This window comes from Stutzerimonas nitrititolerans (genome assembly GCF_003696285.1).
Classification (GTDB): domain Bacteria; phylum Pseudomonadota; class Gammaproteobacteria; order Pseudomonadales; family Pseudomonadaceae; genus Stutzerimonas; species Stutzerimonas nitrititolerans.
The window spans coordinates 175438-194103 of the sequence record NZ_RFFL01000002.1; the positions used below are offsets into that span (position 1 = coordinate 175438).

At 60.8% G+C, this 18666-nt stretch carries 15 protein-coding genes; 4 read left to right on the forward strand and 11 right to left on the reverse strand.

What is annotated here, in order from left to right; all coding sequences use genetic code 11:
- Nucleotides 1–111 precede the first annotated feature (111 nt).
- Entirely contained in the window at nucleotides 112–1383 is a 1272-nt protein-coding gene (gene waaA, locus EA795_RS02985; RefSeq protein WP_122075489.1) for a lipid IV(A) 3-deoxy-D-manno-octulosonic acid transferase, read from the reverse strand.
- 290 nt (nucleotides 1384–1673) lie between these two features.
- On the opposite strand from waaA, the gene EA795_RS02990 reads away from it, so the two are divergent.
- From EA795_RS02990 to EA795_RS03000, 3 genes are all read left to right on the forward strand, one after another.
- Nucleotides 1674–2861, forward strand: coding sequence for an NAD(P)/FAD-dependent oxidoreductase (locus tag EA795_RS02990; protein WP_122075491.1), 1188 nt, complete (start codon nucleotides 1674–1676; stop codon nucleotides 2859–2861).
- Complete coding sequence (locus EA795_RS02995; RefSeq protein WP_122075493.1) at nucleotides 2858–3667, forward strand: aldo/keto reductase; 810 nt, start codon at nucleotides 2858–2860, stop codon at nucleotides 3665–3667. The genes EA795_RS02990 and EA795_RS02995 overlap by 4 nt, the downstream gene beginning before the upstream one ends.
- Nucleotides 3668–3729: 62 nt before the next feature.
- The gene (locus EA795_RS03000; RefSeq protein WP_122075495.1) at nucleotides 3730–4614 is read left to right on the forward strand and encodes a metal ABC transporter ATPase; all 885 of its coding nucleotides are present in this window, start codon (nucleotides 3730–3732) and stop codon (nucleotides 4612–4614) included.
- A gap of 31 nt (nucleotides 4615–4645) precedes the next feature.
- On the opposite strand, the gene hldE is transcribed toward EA795_RS03000, so the two are convergent.
- Nucleotides 4646–6067 (reverse strand): bifunctional D-glycero-beta-D-manno-heptose-7-phosphate kinase/D-glycero-beta-D-manno-heptose 1-phosphate adenylyltransferase HldE, encoded by a 1422-nt coding sequence (gene hldE / locus EA795_RS03005; RefSeq protein WP_058074280.1) that lies wholly within the window; start codon nucleotides 6065–6067, stop codon nucleotides 4646–4648.
- Nucleotides 6068–6158: 91 nt separating this feature from the next.
- Nucleotides 6159–7976, reverse strand: a complete 1818-nt coding sequence (msbA, locus tag EA795_RS03010; RefSeq protein ID WP_043942490.1) for a lipid A export permease/ATP-binding protein MsbA — start codon at nucleotides 7974–7976, stop codon at nucleotides 6159–6161.
- Nucleotides 7977–8083: 107 nt separating this feature from the next.
- Between msbA and EA795_RS03015 the strand changes: the two genes are divergently transcribed.
- Nucleotides 8084–9931 carry an O-antigen ligase family protein gene (locus tag EA795_RS03015; RefSeq protein WP_122075497.1) on the forward strand — a complete coding sequence of 616 codons (1848 nt, stop codon included), beginning with the start codon at nucleotides 8084–8086 and terminating at the stop codon, nucleotides 9929–9931.
- 145 nt (nucleotides 9932–10076) lie between these two features.
- Here EA795_RS03015 and EA795_RS03020 read toward each other — a convergent pair whose 3' ends face one another.
- The 8 genes from EA795_RS03020 to rfaP all read right to left on the reverse strand — a co-directional run bounded on the left by EA795_RS03020 (nucleotide 10077) and on the right by rfaP (nucleotide 18631).
- A complete protein-coding gene (locus EA795_RS03020) occupies nucleotides 10077–10943 on the reverse strand; it encodes a glycosyltransferase (protein ID WP_014851334.1) in 867 nt (288 codons plus the stop codon).
- Nucleotides 10936–12081 (reverse strand): glycosyltransferase, encoded by a 1146-nt coding sequence (locus tag EA795_RS03025; RefSeq protein ID WP_043942489.1) that lies wholly within the window; start codon nucleotides 12079–12081, stop codon nucleotides 10936–10938. Before EA795_RS03025 ends, EA795_RS03020 begins: the two co-directional genes overlap by 8 nt.
- Nucleotides 12082–12083: 2 nt before the next feature.
- Entirely contained in the window at nucleotides 12084–12998 is a 915-nt protein-coding gene (locus tag EA795_RS03030; RefSeq protein WP_122075499.1) for a glycosyltransferase family 2 protein, read from the reverse strand.
- A complete protein-coding gene (locus EA795_RS03035) occupies nucleotides 12985–14739 on the reverse strand; it encodes a carbamoyltransferase family protein (protein WP_122075502.1) in 1755 nt (584 codons plus the stop codon). Before EA795_RS03035 ends, EA795_RS03030 begins: the two co-directional genes overlap by 14 nt.
- A 172-nt stretch (nucleotides 14740–14911) precedes the next feature.
- On the reverse strand, nucleotides 14912–16333 hold the full coding sequence (locus tag EA795_RS03040; RefSeq protein WP_122075505.1) for a BUD32 family EKC/KEOPS complex subunit: 1422 nt from the start codon (nucleotides 16331–16333) through the stop codon (nucleotides 14912–14914).
- A complete protein-coding gene (locus EA795_RS03045) occupies nucleotides 16330–17085 on the reverse strand; it encodes a lipopolysaccharide kinase InaA family protein (RefSeq protein WP_122075507.1) in 756 nt (251 codons plus the stop codon). Before EA795_RS03045 ends, EA795_RS03040 begins: the two co-directional genes overlap by 4 nt.
- Nucleotides 17082–17798, reverse strand: a complete 717-nt coding sequence (locus tag EA795_RS03050; protein WP_219851904.1) for a lipopolysaccharide kinase InaA family protein — start codon at nucleotides 17796–17798, stop codon at nucleotides 17082–17084. The genes EA795_RS03045 and EA795_RS03050 overlap by 4 nt, the downstream gene beginning before the upstream one ends.
- A 17-nt stretch (nucleotides 17799–17815) precedes the next feature.
- The gene (rfaP, locus tag EA795_RS03055; RefSeq protein WP_122075509.1) at nucleotides 17816–18631 is read right to left on the reverse strand and encodes a lipopolysaccharide core heptose(I) kinase RfaP; all 816 of its coding nucleotides are present in this window, start codon (nucleotides 18629–18631) and stop codon (nucleotides 17816–17818) included.
- Between the last annotated feature and the right edge of the window lie 35 nt (nucleotides 18632–18666).

Here is an 18666-nt window from a genome sequence, read left to right on the forward strand (position 1 = left end):
GCCATGCGGCGTTGCGGAACTTGGCAAGGGAGCGACCATTGCCTGCGTCCCGCGCCTTGCCTGGCGACATTTGTCGCAGCAACGCGGAGTGCGACGAAACGGGAACAGACCCTAGCGCTGGAGCAGGGCTTCCAGGCCGCTCAACAACCGTTGCAGCGCGCCCTGGTTGTTCGCCAGCACGGACAGACCCGCCGCACGGCTCTGCGCGGCGCGTATCGGGTCCTGCAGAAAGCCATCGACCACGGCAGCCAGTTCGTCGGCATCGACTACTTCCCTCAATACACCGGCGTCGCGTAGCTGTGCCGCGATCTCGAGGAAATTGAACAGATGCGGGCCGCTGATCACGGGCTTGCCCAAGGCTGCCGGCTCCAGCAGGTTGTGGCCGCCGTTGGGCACCAGGCTGCCTCCGACGAAGGCGATATCCGCCAAGGCATAGAGAAACAGCAGCTCGCCCATGGTGTCGCCGACCAGTATCTCGGTCTGCGCGGTAACGGCCTCGCCCTGGGAGCGCCGAACGCTGGCGAACCCCGCTTTGCGGCACAGCTCGACCACCGAGCCAAAGCGCTCCGGGTGCCGTGGCACCAGGATCAGCAGCGCCTGCGGGTGCTGCACCAGCAACTGCCGGTGCGCGGCCAGGATGATCTCGTCCTCACCGGCATGGGTGCTCGCCGCGATCCAGAGTGGCCGTTGCGCGGCGCTCCACTGCGCGCGCAGTTCGCTGGCACGCATCAGCAGGGCAGGATCGATGGTCAGGTCGAACTTGATCGAACCGGTCACGTCGATGCACTCGGGCCGTGCGCCCAGTTGGCGAAAACGCTCGGCCTCGGCAGCGGTTTGCACCGCAATCAGGCTCAGTTCGGCCAGCATCGGCGCGGTCAGCCGGGCGAAACGCGCATAACCGCGCGCCGAGCGCTCGGACAGCCGTGCGTTGGCCAGCGCCACCGGGATGCCACGCCGCGCGCACTGGTGAATGTGGTTGGGCCACAGCTCGGTTTCCATCACCACGGCCAGCCTCGGCCGGACCCGATCGAGGAAGCGTGCCGCCGCCCAGGGCAGGTCATAAGGCAGGTAGCAGTGCTGCACCGAGTCGCCGAACATCGCCTGGATCCGCTCGGAACCCGTTGGGGTCATGCAGGTGACAGTGATGGGCGATCCGGGGTGGCGCGCCATCAGTTCGCGAATCAGCGGCGCCGCCGCGATGCTCTCTCCCACCGACACCGCATGCACCCAGATGCCCCCTGGCCGGAGCGGCGGCAGGCCAACGGCAAAGCGCTCGCCGATGCGCCGCGAATAGGCCGGCGCCCGCCAGGCACGCCAGAGCAGACGCAGGCAAACCAAGGGCAGGCCGAGGTGGAACAGAAGGGTATAGAGGGTGCGATTCATGGTGGCGGAGTTTACTCGAAAGCTGCATACGGGAATGGTGGAGTCATAAATAGAGAACTGTCTGTAGCGGCAGACCTTTTCCACCACAGCCCAAGAAAAGCAAATCTGAACGCGTGACGACCGCTACCCGTAGGGCCGAATTTATTCGGCCAACGATGCGCAGCCGAACAAGTTCGGCCCTACAGAAACACAGGAGCCATGTGGCCGCTTTACTTGAGCGTGTGGCTTGCAGCTTGCCGCTGCTCCATCCGGTTTATACTGCCGGCCTGTTTTCCCCAGCGAGGTCTGCCATGCCCGAATCACTCAGCACTGACGTCCTTATCGTGGGCGGCGGTGTCGCCGGTCTCTGGCTCAATGCGCGCCTGCGTCGCGAGGGTTTCGCGACGGTACTGGTGGAGAAAGGAACGCTGGGCGGCGGGCAGAGCGTGAAGTCCCAGGGCATCATCCATGGCGGCACCAAGTACGCCCTGCAAGGAGCGCTGACCGGCGCATCCGAGGCCATCGCCGACATGCCACGCCGCTGGCGCGAGGCGCTGTCGGGCAACGGCGAACTGGATCTTTCGGGTGTGCGGCTGCTGTCCGACGCCCACTATCTATGGTCGCCCGGTACCCTGGCCGGCAACCTCACCAGCTTCTTCGCCAGCAAGGCCGTGCGCTCGCGAGTCGGCCAAGTCAAGGGCAGCGAGCTGCCGCCGGCGCTGCAGCATCCGAAGTTCAAGGGCAAGGTCTATCGTCTCAGCGAACTGGTGCTGGACGTGCCGAGCCTGATCACCCGGCTGGCGGAACTCGCGGGCGACAGCCTGCTGACCGGTCAACGAATCGAGCCGTTGCGCGAGGGAGATGAACTGGTCGGCCTGCGCATCGATGAGCGGGACGTTCGCGCCCAGCGGATCGTCTTCAGCGCGGGCGGCGGCACCGCGGAACTGCTCGCCACGCTGGGCCTTCAGCAACCGGCCATGCAGCGCCGCCCGCTGCACATGGTCATGGTCAAGGCGCCGACATTGAAGCCGCTCTACGCCCATTGCCTGGGCGGCGGTACCAAGCCGCGGATTACCGTGACCAGTCATCCGACAGCGGACGGCGAGTGGGTCTGGTACCTGGGCGGCGACCTGGCCGAAGCCGATGGCGTGGCGCGCGACGAAGCCAGCCAGATCGCCACGGCGAAGAAGGAGCTGGCCGGGCTGGTGCCCTGGATCGACCTGTCCGCCGCGCACTGGGCAACCTTGCGCATCGATCGCGCCGAGCCGGCGCAATCCAGCCTGGCCCGTCCGGACAACGCCTTCCTTGCCGCCCCTCTATCCACAAGCAGCCGCCTGCTGGTCGGCTGGCCGACCAAGCTGGCGCTGTCGCCGGATTTCGCCGATCGCGTGCTGGCGGCGCTGGAGCGCGACGGCATCCGTCCGCAGCGCCAGCCTCCCCTCCCACCGCTGCCACGGCCAGCCATCACCGGCCCCTTCTGGGAAGGATTGCTGCCATGACCACCACCTTGCATCAATTGCATCGCCCGCTGGGCAGCACCGGGCTGATGGTTTCCCCGCTGGGCCTGGGCACGGTGAAGCTGGGCCGCGACCAGGGCGTGAAATACCCCAACGGTTTCAGCATTCCCGACGACGAACAGGCGCGGCAGTTGCTGGCGTTGGCCCGCGACCTGGGCATCAACCTGATCGACACCGCACCGGCTTATGGCGTCAGCGAGGAACGCCTGGGGCCACTGCTGGCCGGCCAGCGCGACGAATGGGTGATCGTCAGCAAGGTCGGCGAGGAGTTCGAGAACGGCCAGTCTCGCTTCGATTTTTCCCCGGAGCACACGCGGTTCTCCGTCGAGCGCAGCCTCAAGCGCCTGCGCACCGACCGGATCGAGTTGGTGCTGGTGCATTCGGACGGCAACGACCTGGAAATTCTGCGTGACAGCGGCGTCTACCAGACCCTCGCCGAACTCAAGCGCGAAGGCAAGATTCTCGCCTTCGGCCTCTCCGGCAAGACCGTCGAAGGCGGGCTGCTGGCGCTGGAGCAGGGCGATTGCGCCATGGTCACCTACAACCTCAACGAACAGGCCGAACGTGCGGTGATCGACTACGCGGCGGCGCACGGAAAGGGCATTTTGGTGAAGAAGGCATTGGCCAGCGGCCATGTCTGCCTCGAGCCGGGTGAAGATCCGCTGCGACGCAGTTTCGAGCTGCTGTTCGGCCAGCCGGGCATCGGCAGCGCCATCGTCGGCACGATCAATCCCCGGCATCTCACCGACAACGTGCGAACGGTCGCAGCCGTGCTGACAGGCAGTTGATCGGTAGCTGCGCTAGGCTTCTCCATCCGTCATAGGGCCGATCCGCCGCGAGGAGCAAGCCAATGCCGAAAGTTCTGCTACGCAAGAGCCCTGCCGCGTTCAAGACATTGCCCCTGCATGTCGAAGCCAGCCAGGACAGCCTGGGTTATCAGAGCCTCGGCAGACCCCTGAACTTCAGCGAAGTCATCGAGCGACGGCGTCCGGTAGAAATACCGGACCCCGAGCATTTCACCGCCGAACTGGCCAACCTCGGCGTCTCGGTGCGCCTGACCCTCTGCTGGCAGGGCCGCGAGTACTGGGTACTGGTCCGCCAGCAACGATTGGACCGTGGCGACGTGGTGCTCAAGTTGATTTCCGGCTACATTCCGGCACACGAGCTGAACCTGCCGTTACTCACCACGATTCAGGAAATCGCCGAAGAGTGCCTGCTGGAAACACCCGAGGGTTGGCTCGCCGGGCGCTTCGGCGACACCTGGCTACCAACGCCCTATCAGGCCAGCCTGCACTATCGGGAAGCGGTGCATTTCAATCTCGCCTCGCAGTCGGGTGCCACGCGCCCAGTGCAGTGCGGCAACAGAGTGCTGATGGAGCGCCCGCGCGCCTACGTGCACCTGCCCACCGCCTCGCTGCAGTTGGTCTACGATATGCGCCTGGAACTGCCCAGAGATGTGCGTCAGCTCAGCCTGTTCCACGTCGACGAACGTCTCGAAGACGACCAGCTGGTAGCGCGCCTGGACCGCAGCAAACCCGATCTCTACCTGATTCCGCTGCATGAGGGCCAGCCGCAGGAACAGCTGCTGCAATTGCGCAACGGCCAGTTCAGCTCGGTAACTACACGGGGGCTATGGCTATCGGAAAGCTTCGCGCCGCAAAGCGGCTGGCTGGTGCGTGAAGAGCGTGTCCGGTGGAGGGACTGGTGGGCGGCGAGACCCGCCGCCGGGTGCTGAGTTGGTGTATCAGCCCCCCGGCAGCTCCCATCTATGCCTTGCGGATCTTCTCGACGATGGCGGTGGTCGAGCTGTTCTCCACGAGCCCCAGCACCTTCACCACACCGCCATAGGCCTTGACCAGTTCGGCGCCGACCACCTGATCGACGCCGTAGTCGCCGCCCTTGACCAGCACATCGGGGCGCACCTGGGCCAGCAGGTTTTCCGGCGTGTCCTCGGTGAAGCACAGCACCCAGTCCACCGCCTCGAGCCCGGCCAGCACCGCCATGCGGCGATCCACCGAGTTGATCGGGCGCCCCGGCCCTTTCAGGCGGCTGACCGAGGCATCGTCGTTGACCGCGACGATCAGCCGGTCGCCCTGCGCCCGGGCCTGCTCCAGATAGGTCACATGACCGGCATGCAGGATATCGAAGCAGCCGTTGGTGAAGACGATCTTCTCGCCCTGCGCCCGAGCGTCCTCGACCACTGCAAGCAACTGCTCGACACCCATCACGCCCCGCTCCGACCCCTCCTCGCGCTGCACGGCGCGGCGCAGCTCAGGCGCACTGATGGCCGCGGTACCGAGCTTGCCGACCACGATTCCGGCAGCCAGGTTGGCCAGCGCCACTGCCTGGGGCAGCTCCTCGCCGGCGGCCAGTGCAGCGGCCAGCGTGGAAATCACCGTATCGCCTGCACCGGTCACGTCGAAGACCTCACGTGCACGCGCCGGCAGGTGCAGCGGCGCATGCTCGGGACGCAGCAGCGTCATGCCATGCTCGCCGCGAGTGACCAGCAATGCGCCCAGCTCCAGCTTGCGCATCAGCTCGCCCCCCCTGGACACCAGTTCGGCCTCATCGGCGCACTGGCCGACGATCGCCTCGAACTCGCCCAGGTTCGGTGTGATCACCGAGGCGCCGCGATAGATCTCGAAATCCTTGCCCTTGGGATCAGCCAGCACCGGGATGCCACGACGGCGAGCCGCCTGGATCAGCATCTGATGATTCTTCAGCGCGCCCTTGCCGTAGTCGGACAGCACCAGCACCTTGACCCCGGCCAGCAGCCCCTCCACCTCGGCAAGCAGCGCTGCGGGGTCGGTATCGAACGGTTCTTCGAAATCCATGCGCAGCAGTTGCTGATGGCGGCTCATCACCCGCAGCTTGACGATGGTCGGCTGATGCTCGATGCGCTGGAAATAGGCCTGCACACCCGCAGCAGCCAGACTGTCGGCCAGGCTCTGCCGCGCCTCGTCCTCACCGGTCACCCCCACCAGCGCAACCGGCCCGCCCAGCGCCGCAATGTTCAGTGCGACGTTGGCCGCACCACCGGGACGATCCTCGATCTGCTCGACCTTGACCACCGGCACCGGTGCCTCCGGCGAAATCCGCGACGTGCCACCATGCCAGTAACGGTCGAGCATCACATCACCCACCACCAGAACGGGGGCTTGATCGAAACGGGGCATGGTCAGCTTCATGGAGGCTCCGGAGCGGAAGAAAAAACGGTGCAAAGCATACCAGCATGAAGCCGACCAGTTCATTCAAGTCTGCGGTCTGGCCAGCCATCAGTCAGGCGTCGTCTTCATCCTTGAACTGCTTGGCATGCAGGCCGGCGTAGGCTCCGTTCGCGACGAGCAGTTCGGCATGGGTGCCACGCTCGACGATACGGCCCTGCTCCATCACGAGGATAAGGTCAGCCTTCTCGATGGTGCTCAGGCGATGAGCGATGACCAACGTGGTACGCCCCGTCATGGCATGGTCCAGCGCACCCTGAATATGGCGCTCGGACTCGGTATCCAGGGCCGAGGTTGCCTCATCCAGAATCAGCACTGGCGCGTTCTTCAACAGCGCGCGCGCGATCGCCAGACGTTGACGCTGACCGCCTGAAAGCAGCACGCCATTCTCCCCGACCTGCGTCTGGTAACCCTGAGGCATCTGCTGGATGAACTCTTCAGCGTAGGCATCGCGGGCGGCGCGCTGGATATCCTCCAGCGGCGCGCCGGCCAGATCGCCATAGGCGATGTTATTGGCAACAGTGTCGTTGAACAGCGTGACCTGCTGCGTAACCAGCGCGATGTGCCGCCGCAGGTTGCGTAACCTATAGTCCGCGACCTCCACACCATCCAGTAGAATCTGCCCTTGATCATGCTGGTAAAAACGAGGAATCAGGTTCGCCAGTGTAGACTTGCCGCTACCCGAACGACCGACCAGCGCCACCATCTGCCCGGGCTCGACCGTGAAGCTGATATCGTGCAACACCTGTTTGTCAGTGCCCGGATAGACGAAGCCGAGACCACGCACTTCCAGATGCCCGCTGACCTTGTCACGCTCCACTGTGCCGACATCCACTTCAGCAGCTTCGTCCAACTGCTCGAAGATGCTCTCCGCACCCGCTACGCCCTTCTGAATCGTCGAACTGACCTCCGAAAGCTGGCGGATCGGCTTCGGTAACAGGCCTGCCAGAGTGATGTAGGCCACCAGATCACCTGCCGATGCATCTCCGCGTAACAACAGAACCAGAAACATCAGCAACGCCATTGCGCTGTAAATCACCAGCTGCAGGGAAGGCGTATAGACTGCGTTGGTCTTGACCATGCGCAGTTGCTTGGCAGTGTTATCAGTGCTGGAAGCCAAAAAACGAGTCTGCTCGTAGGCCTCGCCACCAAAGCTGCGCACTACGCGATAGCCCTGGATGGTCTCGGATGCCACATGGGTCACATCGCCCATCGCCACTTGGATTTTCTTGCTCTGCTTGCGAAATTTCTTGCTGGCACTGGATACCATCACGCCGATTACCGGCAGGATCGCCACCATCACCAGCGTCAGCTTCCAGTTCATCCACAGTAGCGTGCCGAACAGGAAAATGACGGTCATGCCTTCGCGCACCACCACTTTGATCGCATCGGTCGCCGCCCCCGTGACCATCGTCACGTTGTAGGTGATGCGCGAAATCAGATGCCCGGAGTTGTGGCTGTCGAAATAACGATTGGGCAACGTCAGCATGTTGTTGAACAGCGCGACGCGCAGATCGTGAACCAGCCCCAGCGAGACACGGGCCAGGAAATAGTTTCCGAGAAACGAGCCAATGCCCTGCAACAGTGCGATGAGCACGATCAGCAACGGCACTGCCTGCAACAATTTCAGTTCGGCCAGCCATTCCAGCTCGTTCAGGTGGGGCACCTGGGCGAAAAAGCTGGCGTCCGGATTGTTCAGTCCATCGACGAAAAACTTGAGAATGTAGCCGAGCATGGGCTGGGTAGAGGCAAAGATCAGGAAGCCGAGAATACTCAGCATGAATAGGGCGACGTAAGGCTTTACGTAGCCGAGCAAGCGAAGGTAAATCTTCAGGCTGGAAGACTGGCTAGCGCTGGGTTGATGATCTGGCATGCGTCCACGTATCAACGTTTGAAAAAGGCGAGAGAGATTACCATACAGCTGCGGCTGCCTCTCCTCACGCTATTGCTTTACCATGCCGGCTCCGTAGCAATAGCCGAATGACTTTCACTGTGACGAGATTACTTCCTTCTGCACACTCTCTAGACGAGTTCATCGCTCGCCGCTGGCTAATCGTTGGTTACGTTGCACTTCTGACTGGATTGTTCTGGCTGGACGATACCAGCTCGTATACCAAGCTCTACTATGGATTGATGGCGGCACCCGCGCTAATAGCTCTCATCGTCCGCCCACGCTACTGGCTGATTGTGCTTCGCGAGCCAGTCATACTGGCTTTTCTGGCTCTGGCAGCCTGGCTGTTACTGAGCCTCTCGTGGACTAGCAGCGAAGACGATCCAAGCGGGCTCGCGAAGCGCCCGATTTACGTATTCATGATGTTCGCAGCCTGCGCGATCATAGCGCTGAAGAATCAAGACCACCTCCTTAAGGCACTACGCTTTGCTGCGATGCTGGCCTCGCTTGCAGCCTTGGTCGGCCTAGCCATGTTCCTGAGCGGGCCAGAGCAAGACCGCATGATCGGCACAGGCGCCTTGTCCAACCCTCTTCTCTCTTCCCATGTGTTTGGTTTCTTCTGTACCTACTGGGTGGCGGTTTGGTTAACGGATCGCGACTGCCCATCCTGGCTTTCAATCATTTTCACGATTCCGCTACTGGCGGCCGTGCTGGCAACCGGCTCGCGTACTCCTCTGATGGCGATGGCCTTGACGAGTTTCTGGATGGTAGCGCTGGCCGGACGGCGTGCGCTGTATCTGGTGGCAGCAGTAATCATCACCGTGATTGCAGGTATTGTGCTGATGCCGGAAATACTGCTCCAGAGAGGGCTTTCCTTCCGCCCTGAATTATGGAGCGATGCCATACGGCAGGCCTCCGATCATTTTTGGATCGGCCATGGCTATGGTGCGGAGTTCGGCTTCGATATAGCCGAACTCGGATTTACTCTGACGGATCCGCACAACGTTCAGTTAGCAGTACTTCTGGAGCTGGGAATAGTAGGACTTGCTCTTTGGCTATTGATGTACCTGCTAGCATTCTTCCGCTGTCTTTCCCAACAGCATCATGCCAGTCTCCAGCTGGCTTCAGCCTTGGTGGTTTATGGCCTGGCTGCGGGACTTACCGAAGGAAGCAACTTTCTTTCCCGTCCTAATGAAAACTGGTTTCTCATCTGGATACCTCTCTCATTGATCACTGCAATTTCCATAAGCTTGCGGCAAGAAGCTCCACGGAGCAGAACCTTGAGCAGAAGCCAGCTCAATGAGCTGCTACAAACTGCCCGTATCATTGAAGAAGATGGTCACGGAGTGAAGGTCGCAGAGCTGGCGGATGGCAATTACCTGAAGCTGTTTCGACGCAAGCGCATGGTCTCTTCAGCACTTTGGTCTCCCCCGTCGCGCCGCTTCGCCGACAACGCCAAACAGCTGCAATCGCTTGGCGTGGCGGCCCCTCTAATTGATTGCTTCGTCCGGGTACCCGCAGCCAAACTGGACGGCATAATTTATCGACCACTTCCTGGTGATACGTTGCGCAATCGTTGGCGAAGCTTGGGAGATGAGGAGCGCGAAGAGGATATTCGCCAATTTGGCACCTTTCTCGGCCAGCTCCATCAATTAGGCGTTTACTTTCGCTCGCTTCACCTGGGCAATGTGCTGATGCAGCCGAACGGAAGACTGGCCCTGATCGATGTTGCCGACATGACGATCGCTCAGCACGCACTTTCTCCTTGGAAGCGTCGCCGCAACCTCACGCACATGCTGCGTTATAGCGAGGATAGCCATTGGCTGACAGTGCAACATATTTCCGCTCTGGCTTCAGGCTATGCCGATCGATGCGGCCAACCAGCCGCCCGAAAGTTGGAGCAGCGACTACGCACCATCAGTCATAGTGCCTCGTGAGCGTCATGGCAGTTCGGAAGAGCAGCGCCGAGCGCTGCTTGAAACCGCTTTTTGAGCCTTTTTTTTCAGAGCGGAATTAGAGCAATTCCACCATATTCTGCTTTGACGATTGGCCCCACTTTCCGCTTGCGCGGACCCGCCCCACTCAATTGAGAAACAAACGCCCTAGTCCACGTAGCGTTTTCATATCCCAGTAGCGTGGCGGTAATTTCCGCAGCAATTCCCGCGCTAACACCTTATCGTCATTAGCACACTTGAGCAGCATGGAATTCAGAAACTTGGCACAAGCATTCGGGTAGTCAGGATGATCTCGGAAACAGGCGTAGGTTGCCATCACCTGTTCCACCATGAAGCGCCGATTCTTGTATGTATTGGCACCATGAACTCGGTATTTCGCCAAGACGTCGCTCAATACATCGATAAAGAAGCCTGCATGGGTAATTTTCAGCTCGACCTGCAAATCCTCCAGACGTATCTCCGGATCAAAGCCCCCTACCGCTTCCAGCGCTTCGCGCCGAAATAGTAATGTCGGAGCAGGAGGCCCGACATCCGTTGCGTTGAACATCGCATTGAAGTCCAACCGACGAAACTCTCTGACTCGGCAGCGCCTTTGAATGATATTGCCTTGGGCATCGATCGTTTGGATGTTTCCCGCGCAGATCCCTACCTCTGGCTTGTCCTGGATATAAGCCACCTGAGTGGCGATACGCCCCGGCAACATCACATCATCCGAGCCAAGTGGCGCGATCAGATTTCCTTGAGCTCTAGCAATGCAATCATTCAGCGTTCGGGCAAGGCCTTGATTGGGCTGAGTACGAAAATCAAACTCGTATCTCTCCTGCAAGCGCTGAATTCGCTCGACGCTGTCATCCTTCGAACCATCGTCCACGACCAACAGCTCAATATTTGGATATGTCTGCTGCAGAACGCTCAGAATGCTCTCTTCGATGTAAGGCCCGTGGTTGTACGAGGCGATAATCACCGTTACGAGTGGGAAATCGAGATCACTCATGGTTCCGCTTTCCATTACTCAGCATTTCTTCGAGCAGATCTCGGTACTGCTTGCGAAAATCCTCAATAGCATGCGCCCGACAAAGATACTCGTATGTTCGCTGCCCCTCTTTTGCGCGCTCCTGGGGTGTCAGCAAAACAATCTCCCGCAACCGCTCCGCCAATAACATCGGCTGGCCAGCAGGATAAGTACGCCCACCACTGTCCTCCAGAATTGGTCGCATGCTGTCGATATCCGAGCCGACAACCGGCAAGCGGGCACTCATCCCCTCAAGCAGTGCCAGAGGCAAGCCTTCACTGACAGAAGACATCACGAAAACATCATAGGCTCTGACATATTGCAGGGCATCGTCCTTTGCCCCCAGCAAACGTACCCGCCCGCCCAACTGGCGAGCCTGGATTATCGCCTCCATTTCCTGGCGTAAGCGTCCCTCGCCAATAATGGCCAGTAGCGCTTGAGGATAATCATCCTTTATCTCGCTGAACGCCTCCAGCAACTGGACATGCCCTTTGGCCGGAACCAAGCGTCCGATGGTACCGATCACAAACGCATCCTCGGGTAAGCCCAGCAACTGCCGTGCTTGCGGCTTGGGATGTTGCAAGCGTTCGGCGCGAGAAATATCGATAGCGTTGTTGATCTGCCGAACGTTATACGGTTTGAAGCCCGCACCGCTGTTGATCAAGTCATCGCAAACAGCGCGGGAAACTCCCACCATTCGCCAAGCCTTACTGATCAAGGCGCGACTTTCCCAGCGGCGATAAGGGCGATCATACTCGCCAAGGCCATGCAAGACCCCGACACAGGCTGGTATGCGCAGAACGAGATTCAGCAGCATCATCATATTGATAGGCTTGAAACGATGTGCAATGACCGCATCGTAGCCCTGAGCACGACAATGCCTGTACAGCAGCCAAAGTGCTTTGAGACGCAGCCCCTTGGTCGAAGCGCTGCTCAAGTCGAAATACACCGAGCGTGCCGCCCGGCTTTCAGGCTCGCCAGGTTTTGGTCGGCCACGCAGAAATACGGTGGTCACCTCGTAGGTTTGCGTCGGTAACCCTTGAATTACCTGTTCGGCGAGATCCGAAGCATTGACGTTATAGCGATTCTGCAGCTGTAAAACTTTGATCTTACGAGTCATTGCTAACTGCCCAGCCACAACCGCAGCGCCTTGCGCGCATAGGAAACATTCAACAGTACACGGCGGTCATGCCGTAACGCCGTACGAAAGTACTCCTTGGCGGCGCCAGCATCACCCGCCAAATAAGCGCTGCGAAACAACGACAGGCATCGCTGCACGGCAAATTCCTTTTTCAATATTTGAAATTCCTCGTCCAACCGTTGCGGTGAAAAGACCTCATCAACCAATGCCAATCCTCCGGCTTTGGCATGACTGAACTGATGTCGAAGGCTGTCGTCATGTTTGTGAATCACAGCCAGGGGCTGCGCCAGCACTGTGCACGGATAATTGGCCAGCACCTGACTGAATACCGGGATATCTTCTGCACTACGGAATTGCTCGGGATAGCCACCGCGCGAAAACACCTCGCAATGCATGGCGCAGGCTCCGTTGGACAACGCGAACCGCTTGTCCAGCAGGTAACCACGCAGCCTGTCCAGGCGTGATTCCGGCAGAGTGGGAGGGGTATAGGAGCGACACTTGCCATTGCTCAAGATCGCATCGTGACCACCGATGACCATACGCGTCTCGGGGTGCCGCTCGATGTGCTGCACCAGCGCTTCCAGCGCCCCGGGAGCCATCTCGTCATCGGCGTCGAGAAAAACCAGATACGTCCCCCTGGCTTCGCGGATGCCTCTATTCCGCACCGATGCCGACCCACCATTCTCCTTGCGCAGCGCTCGGAACCGCCCAGGCTGACTGGCCAAAAGCGTTTCGATTACCTGCGGCGTGTTATCGCTCGAACCATCATCGATCACGATCAGTTCTGCGACGGCTTCATCCAGTTGCGCCAACACAGACTCCACTGCACGTGGCAGAGTCAGCGCATAGTTATAAGTCGGGATGACGACGCTGATCAGCGTTTCAGAGGACGTCATACCCGCTCTTCTCTTCCTTCACCACGAGGATATCTTCCATGATCAGATACTGCAGATCCGACCCATAGAACATATTCAACGCATCAGTCGGCGAGCAGATCATCGGCTCACCGCGGCGGTTGAGGGAGGTATTGAGCGAGACGCCGTTGCCGGTGAGCTTTTCCAGCTCCAGCATCAGGTCGTACCAGCGCGGGTTGTATTCGCGCTTGAGCACCTGGGCGCGGGAGGTGCCATCTTCGTGGACGACTTCGCCGACACGCTCCTTCCAGCCTTCATTGACCTCGAAGGTGAAAGTCATGAAGGGGCTGGGATGGTCGACCTTGAGCATCTGCGACGCGACGGTATCGAGCATCGAGGGGCAGAAGGGTCTCCAGCGCTCGCGGAACTTGATCTGCTCGTTGATACGGTCGGCCACACCCGGCACGCTGGGGCAGCCAATGATGGAGCGGCCGCCGAGGGCGCGCGGACCGAATTCCATACGCCCCTGGAACCAGGCGACCGGGTTGCCATCGACCATGATTTTGGCGATGCGCTCGGGGACGTCGTCGATCTTCTGCCACACCGGCTTGTTGGGGTGGCGGGCGCAGGCAGCAATGACGTCCTCGTTGCTGTAGGACGGGCCGAGGTAGACGTGTTCCATCTTTTCCACCGACACGCCGCGCTGGTGGGAGACGTAGGCGGCGGCACCCACCGCGGTACCGGCGTCGCCGGAAGCGGGCTGAACGAACAGCTCCTTCACCTCGGGCCGGGCGATGATTTTCTGGTTGAGCTTGACGTTCAGCGCGCAGCCGCCGGCGAAAGCGATCTTGCCGGTCTGCTTGATGATGTCGCCCAGATAGTAGTCCATCATCTCCAGCGCCAGCTTCTCGAACAGCGCCTGCATGGCGGCGGCGTAATGGATGTACGGGTCGTCGGCGATATCGCCTTCGCGCTTGGGCCCGAGCCAGTCGATCAGCTTGGGCGAGAAGTAGTAACCCTTGCCGTTTTCCTTGTAGCGACGGAAACCGATGACGTTGGCGTAGTCGGTGTTGATGGTCAGCTCGCCGTTCTCGAATTTGGCCAGACGGGAGAAATCGTATTTGGCCGCGTCGCCATAGGGCGCCATGCCCATGACCTTGAACTCACCGTCGAGCATCTCGAAGCCGAGGTATTCGGTGATCGCACCGTACAGGCCGCCCAGCGAATCCGGGTCGTAGAATTCCTTGATCTTGTGGATCTTGCCGTTCTCGCCCCAGCCGAAGAAGGTAGTGGCGTATTCGCCCTTGCCGTCGATACCGAGGATGGCGGTCTTCTCGGTGAAACCGGAGCAATGGTAGGCACTGGAGGCGTGGGCCAGATGATGCTCGACCGGCTGCAGCTTGACCTTCTTCAGGTCGAAGCCGAGCTGCTGCAGGCACCACTGGATGCGCTTCTTGTAGCGATGGTAGCGACGGTTGCCCATGAGAATGGCATCCAGCGCGCGATCCGGCGCGTACCAGTAGCGCTTGGCGTAGTGCCAGCGGGCCTTCTCGAAGATGCTGATGGGCGCGAAGGGAATCGCCACCACGTCGACGTCGGACGGCTTGATGCCGGCCTGCTCCAGGCAGAACTTGGCCGACTCGTAGGGCATGCGATTCTTGGCATGCTTGTCGCGCACGAAACGCTCTTCTTCGACGGCTGCGATCAGTTTGCCGTCGATGTACAGAGCGGCGGAAGGATCATGACTGAGGGCGCCGGAAAGGCCGAGAATCGTCAATGCCACAGGAAGGCCTCTGGAACAGGTAATAGCGCAAGGCTATCACGGAATATCGGACACGATCGCGGTACGCGATCACTGACAAAGAGCGGAATTATACCGACACGGCTGCCGAGGAAGTACACGACAAAGCGCGAAACTTCGCGCAGGCTACGAACGGCACACGGGTTCAGAAAGGTCAGAGTCGTGGCAGACGCTCTTCAAGCAGGCGATGAAGCGCCGAGTCGGTCGGCCAGTTTCGCAGGAATCTTGCACGATCCTTGGCGTAGGCACGGGCGAAACTGGCATCGCTACCGTGCTGCTGAACCGCATCGAGGTCGATGAGCGCCCAGCAGCCCTGCTCCCACAAAAGGTTGGTGCCCTTCATGTCGCCATGGCTGATTCGTTCACGCAGCAATGCGGCAAACAGCTGATCAAGTGCCAACAACTCGGCTTCAGGCGGTGGACTGGAGAGATATGGCTGGAAACGGGTAGCGATATCCTCACCCGCGCCGTACTCGGTAACGAGATAACTGCGTCGGCGTAGCCCCAGCCAACGCAACTCCAGCACTGCCAGCGGTCGGGGCGTGGCGATATCGAGAAACATCAGGCGATTGCCTTCGACCCAGCTGTGCCAGGCGCGACTCGGACGCCAGCAGCGACGTAGCCAGTGTCCAACGCCCTTGATGTTGTAGCGTTTGATCACCAGTCGCCGGCCACCCTGCTCGATTAGCGCTACTGTCGAACTACCGCCCAGCTTCAGCGCTCGCCCCGTTTCGACAGCCACATCAGGTGCAACCAGCAGCTCCTGCAGGGCCGACTCTTCCTCGCGGCGCACGACACGCAGCTGGCTTAAGCGGCGGCTTGCGCTGAACAAGGAACAATCACGCCCAAGCTTGCCGAGGTAGTCTCGCAGCCGCCAGCGTCGCACGCTGGCAATCTCCCGTAGCAAGGCCTCCAGGGGAAGCGCATGCTCGCCATTGACCAACAGGTAATGCACGAGCAATTCCTCGATATGAGGCTCCAGGCTGGCAGGCAACTGAGCGAAGAACACGCCGAGGTTCGCCAGCACCTTGTCACGCTCGAGCGGTTGACCCGGTGTCTGCGCCTGTACGCCACCGCCGTCGATGAGATGCAGTTTTCCCTCATGCCGCAGCAGATTCTCCAGATGCAGGTCGCTCTGCCAAAGCCCCTTGGCATGCAACTGTGCAATGGCGCCAAGCGCCTCGCCCAGCACGCCCTGCTGCGCATCGGACAGCATGGGTTGCCGCGCCACCTCGCGCCACGCCTGCTCCAGACTTTCGGCTCCGGCCAGGTAGTCGAACAACAGCCAACCACCCTGCCCCTCCGCCAAACCTTCGGCAAGTAGTGCTGGCGTAGTCATGCCCTGTTCCGCAAGCAATCGGGCACCGCGCCGCTCACGCTCGAAATGCCGCTCGGCCTTGCTTCCTACCAGCAACTTGGCCAGTACCTCGCGGCCTTGCCAGAGCGCCTTTCCGACATAGCGCTGCCCCGGCAGTACACGCAGCCACTGCTGCACCTTCAGTTCACCAGCGGGCAATGCCAGCATCAGCGGTATTACCGGGGAGCGGCCGGCCTGAGCGAGTTCTGTCAGTTTCATGCGCGTACTGCCTTGCGCTGTCGGCGCCCGGCGATTTTATCCAACCAGATATCGACAACCGACTCACCGGCATCTGGCGCGAGATAGCTCTCGATCAATTGCCGCACCTCGCCTTCGCTCCAGATCGCCGCACGCCGGATCAGCGCCTCGAGGTCGAGAGTTCGATCACGTCGTCCAAGCAGCAGAGGACGGGTCTTCTCCAGATCGATGAGGCACGCCTCGAACCGCTCGCCGGCCGGACGCAGAAAGATATGCTTGGGATAGAAGCAGCCATGGCGTTGGCCGGCCTGGTGCAGGGTTCGTGCAAGCTCGGCGCAGGCTAGCAGCAGCGCCTCGCGCGTCGGAGCATCCAGCTCGCGCCAGTCGTCCAGCCAGCCGTGCAGATCCCGCCAGTCATCCAGCGCGCGAGTGAGCAGAATGGCGCGGCGCTCGCCAGCAATGCGGCGCTCGCCGAAGTATGCCGCCTGCAGAGTGGGAATTCCCAGGCGCTGGTACCGCCGGATATTGCGGAACTCGCAGGCGAACGTCGGCTCGCCGAACGGGCGGTGCAGGGTATGGGTCAGGTAATTGCTCTGGCGCTTGAGGTAATAGGCCGTCTCGCCCAGTTCCAGGCGGAAAACGCTGCTCCAACCACCGCGCGCGTTGTTCGGCGCATCCACCGAATCGAGCTGTAGCGCCCAGAGCGCATCGAAGCTATCCAATCCATGCGCCTGCAGGAGCGCCCTGTCACTCGCGGAAAAATGCTCACTCATTCGCGTCCCTCGAAATACTTGAGCACCTGATCGATAAAGGCGCGATCACCCGGCACCAAGCGCGTACGCTGCTGGTACTGCAGAAAGAAGCGCAGCCGCTGGGTGCGACTCAGGCGGTATTTGGCCACCTTGTCCAGGCACGCCAGGTCCTTGATGATTCTGCGACGCAGAAAGGGCCCGCGCCAGAAATCACCGGACGGACAATCGATCAGGAAAAGTTCGCCAGTATCGTTGACCAGCAGGTTCCGCCACTTCAGATCGTTGTGGGCAAAGCGGTGATCGTGCAGCGTACGTGTCGCCTGAGCCACCTGTCGGCTGATGTGCTCGACCCAGTGGCGGTCAGCCAGTCGCGGATCCGCATGGGTGGCGATCGCGGCCATGTCCATGGTTCTGGGCACTTCCAGCGTGATCAGCGCTCCACGCGAAAATGCTCCAGCACGACGCTCCAAGCCCCATGCCACCAGAGGCGCCACGGGTATCCCCCAGCGCTCGAAATGTTTGAGATTCTGCCATTCGGCCTTGACCCTGGGACGACCCAAGTAGCGGCGCAATCCCTTTCCTGCAGCCCAGTAGCGTTTGACGTAATAGCGTAAACCACCGAGTTCGACACGAATCACTTCCGACAGCGGGTCGCGTGCGATCGGCTCACCCTCGAGCGCGAATACCGAGTCCAGATCGGCAAAGGCCTCGGCCGCTTCTGCGCTCGTTCCCATGACGACCGTCCAGGCGCTCACTCTTGTGCTCCCGGGGCGTATCTACGCTCATAACGAATCTGCAAACGCTCGGCCTTGCTCTCCAGCCAACTCAACAACGCTGCCTCATCTGCGAGAATCTCCCGCAACGACCGCTGGAAGTACCCGCGCAGGAAACGCAGTTTGTCGCGGCGGGTCAGGCCGATATTCAACGCAGAGAAATACAGTCCGGCCAGATCCTTGTTGCGCCAGCGGCGTGGCGTGGCGGCACGGGTCTGGGCGCGGTGCAGGTCGATCAGCGACAGGCGGAAATCGTCGGCGGTCACTGCCTTGTCGGTGTGCAGCAGGAAGTGACAGATGTAGAAGTCCCGATGATTGACCCCGGCACGGTGCATGGTGCCAGCCATCTGCGCAACTTCGGCGATGAGGGCGCGTTTGAGTGTCGGCGCGGGTGGCTGCTCGAGCCAGTTGGCCGCGAAGTCTTCCAGGCTGATGGTCGGCGCCAGCTCTTCGGTGATGATGAACGAGTGCTGCGTCGCTGGGTTGCTGCCGCGCTCACCGTAGGCGACGGCAGTCATGGTCGGCACGCCGACCTCGTGCAGGCGCTGGATGGCGCGCCACTCCTGGCCGGCGCCGAGCACAGGAGCCTTGGCGGTGAGCAGATTCTTGGCGATCTCACCCCAGCCGATGCCGCGGTGAATCTTGACGAAGTAGCCGCGACCGTCGACCTCGGTACGCAGGGTGCGACGGCCTTCCAGCTCGCGGTAGACCTGCCCTTCCAGGTGCTCGACTTCGACGAAGGCGTCCTTGTCGCGCCAGAGGGTTTTAAAGGGCTCAGCGAGAATCAGGCGCATGCGGCCTCCCTGTAGGAGCCCGTTTGCTGGCGATG

Coding starts and splice junctions, on each gene's coding strand:
- waaA (WP_122075489.1), bottom strand. CDS start 1,383: ATGAATCGCACCCTCTATACCCTTCTGTTCCACCTCGGCCTGCCCTTG.
- EA795_RS02990 (WP_122075491.1), top strand. CDS start 1,674: ATGCCCGAATCACTCAGCACTGACGTCCTTATCGTGGGCGGCGGTGTC.
- EA795_RS02995 (WP_122075493.1), top strand. CDS start 2,858: ATGACCACCACCTTGCATCAATTGCATCGCCCGCTGGGCAGCACCGGG.
- EA795_RS03000 (WP_122075495.1), top strand. CDS start 3,730: ATGCCGAAAGTTCTGCTACGCAAGAGCCCTGCCGCGTTCAAGACATTG.
- hldE (WP_058074280.1), bottom strand. CDS start 6,067: ATGAAGCTGACCATGCCCCGTTTCGATCAAGCCCCCGTTCTGGTGGTG.
- msbA (WP_043942490.1), bottom strand. CDS start 7,976: ATGCCAGATCATCAACCCAGCGCTAGCCAGTCTTCCAGCCTGAAGATT.
- EA795_RS03015 (WP_122075497.1), top strand. CDS start 8,084: ATGACTTTCACTGTGACGAGATTACTTCCTTCTGCACACTCTCTAGAC.
- EA795_RS03020 (WP_014851334.1), bottom strand. CDS start 10,943: ATGAGTGATCTCGATTTCCCACTCGTAACGGTGATTATCGCCTCGTAC.
- EA795_RS03025 (WP_043942489.1), bottom strand. CDS start 12,081: ATGACTCGTAAGATCAAAGTTTTACAGCTGCAGAATCGCTATAACGTC.
- EA795_RS03030 (WP_122075499.1), bottom strand. CDS start 12,998: ATGACGTCCTCTGAAACGCTGATCAGCGTCGTCATCCCGACTTATAAC.
- EA795_RS03040 (WP_122075505.1), bottom strand. CDS start 16,333: ATGAAACTGACAGAACTCGCTCAGGCCGGCCGCTCCCCGGTAATACCG.
- EA795_RS03045 (WP_122075507.1), bottom strand. CDS start 17,085: ATGAGTGAGCATTTTTCCGCGAGTGACAGGGCGCTCCTGCAGGCGCAT.
- EA795_RS03050 (WP_219851904.1), bottom strand. CDS start 17,798: ATGGGAACGAGCGCAGAAGCGGCCGAGGCCTTTGCCGATCTGGACTCG.
- rfaP (WP_122075509.1), bottom strand. CDS start 18,631: ATGCGCCTGATTCTCGCTGAGCCCTTTAAAACCCTCTGGCGCGACAAG.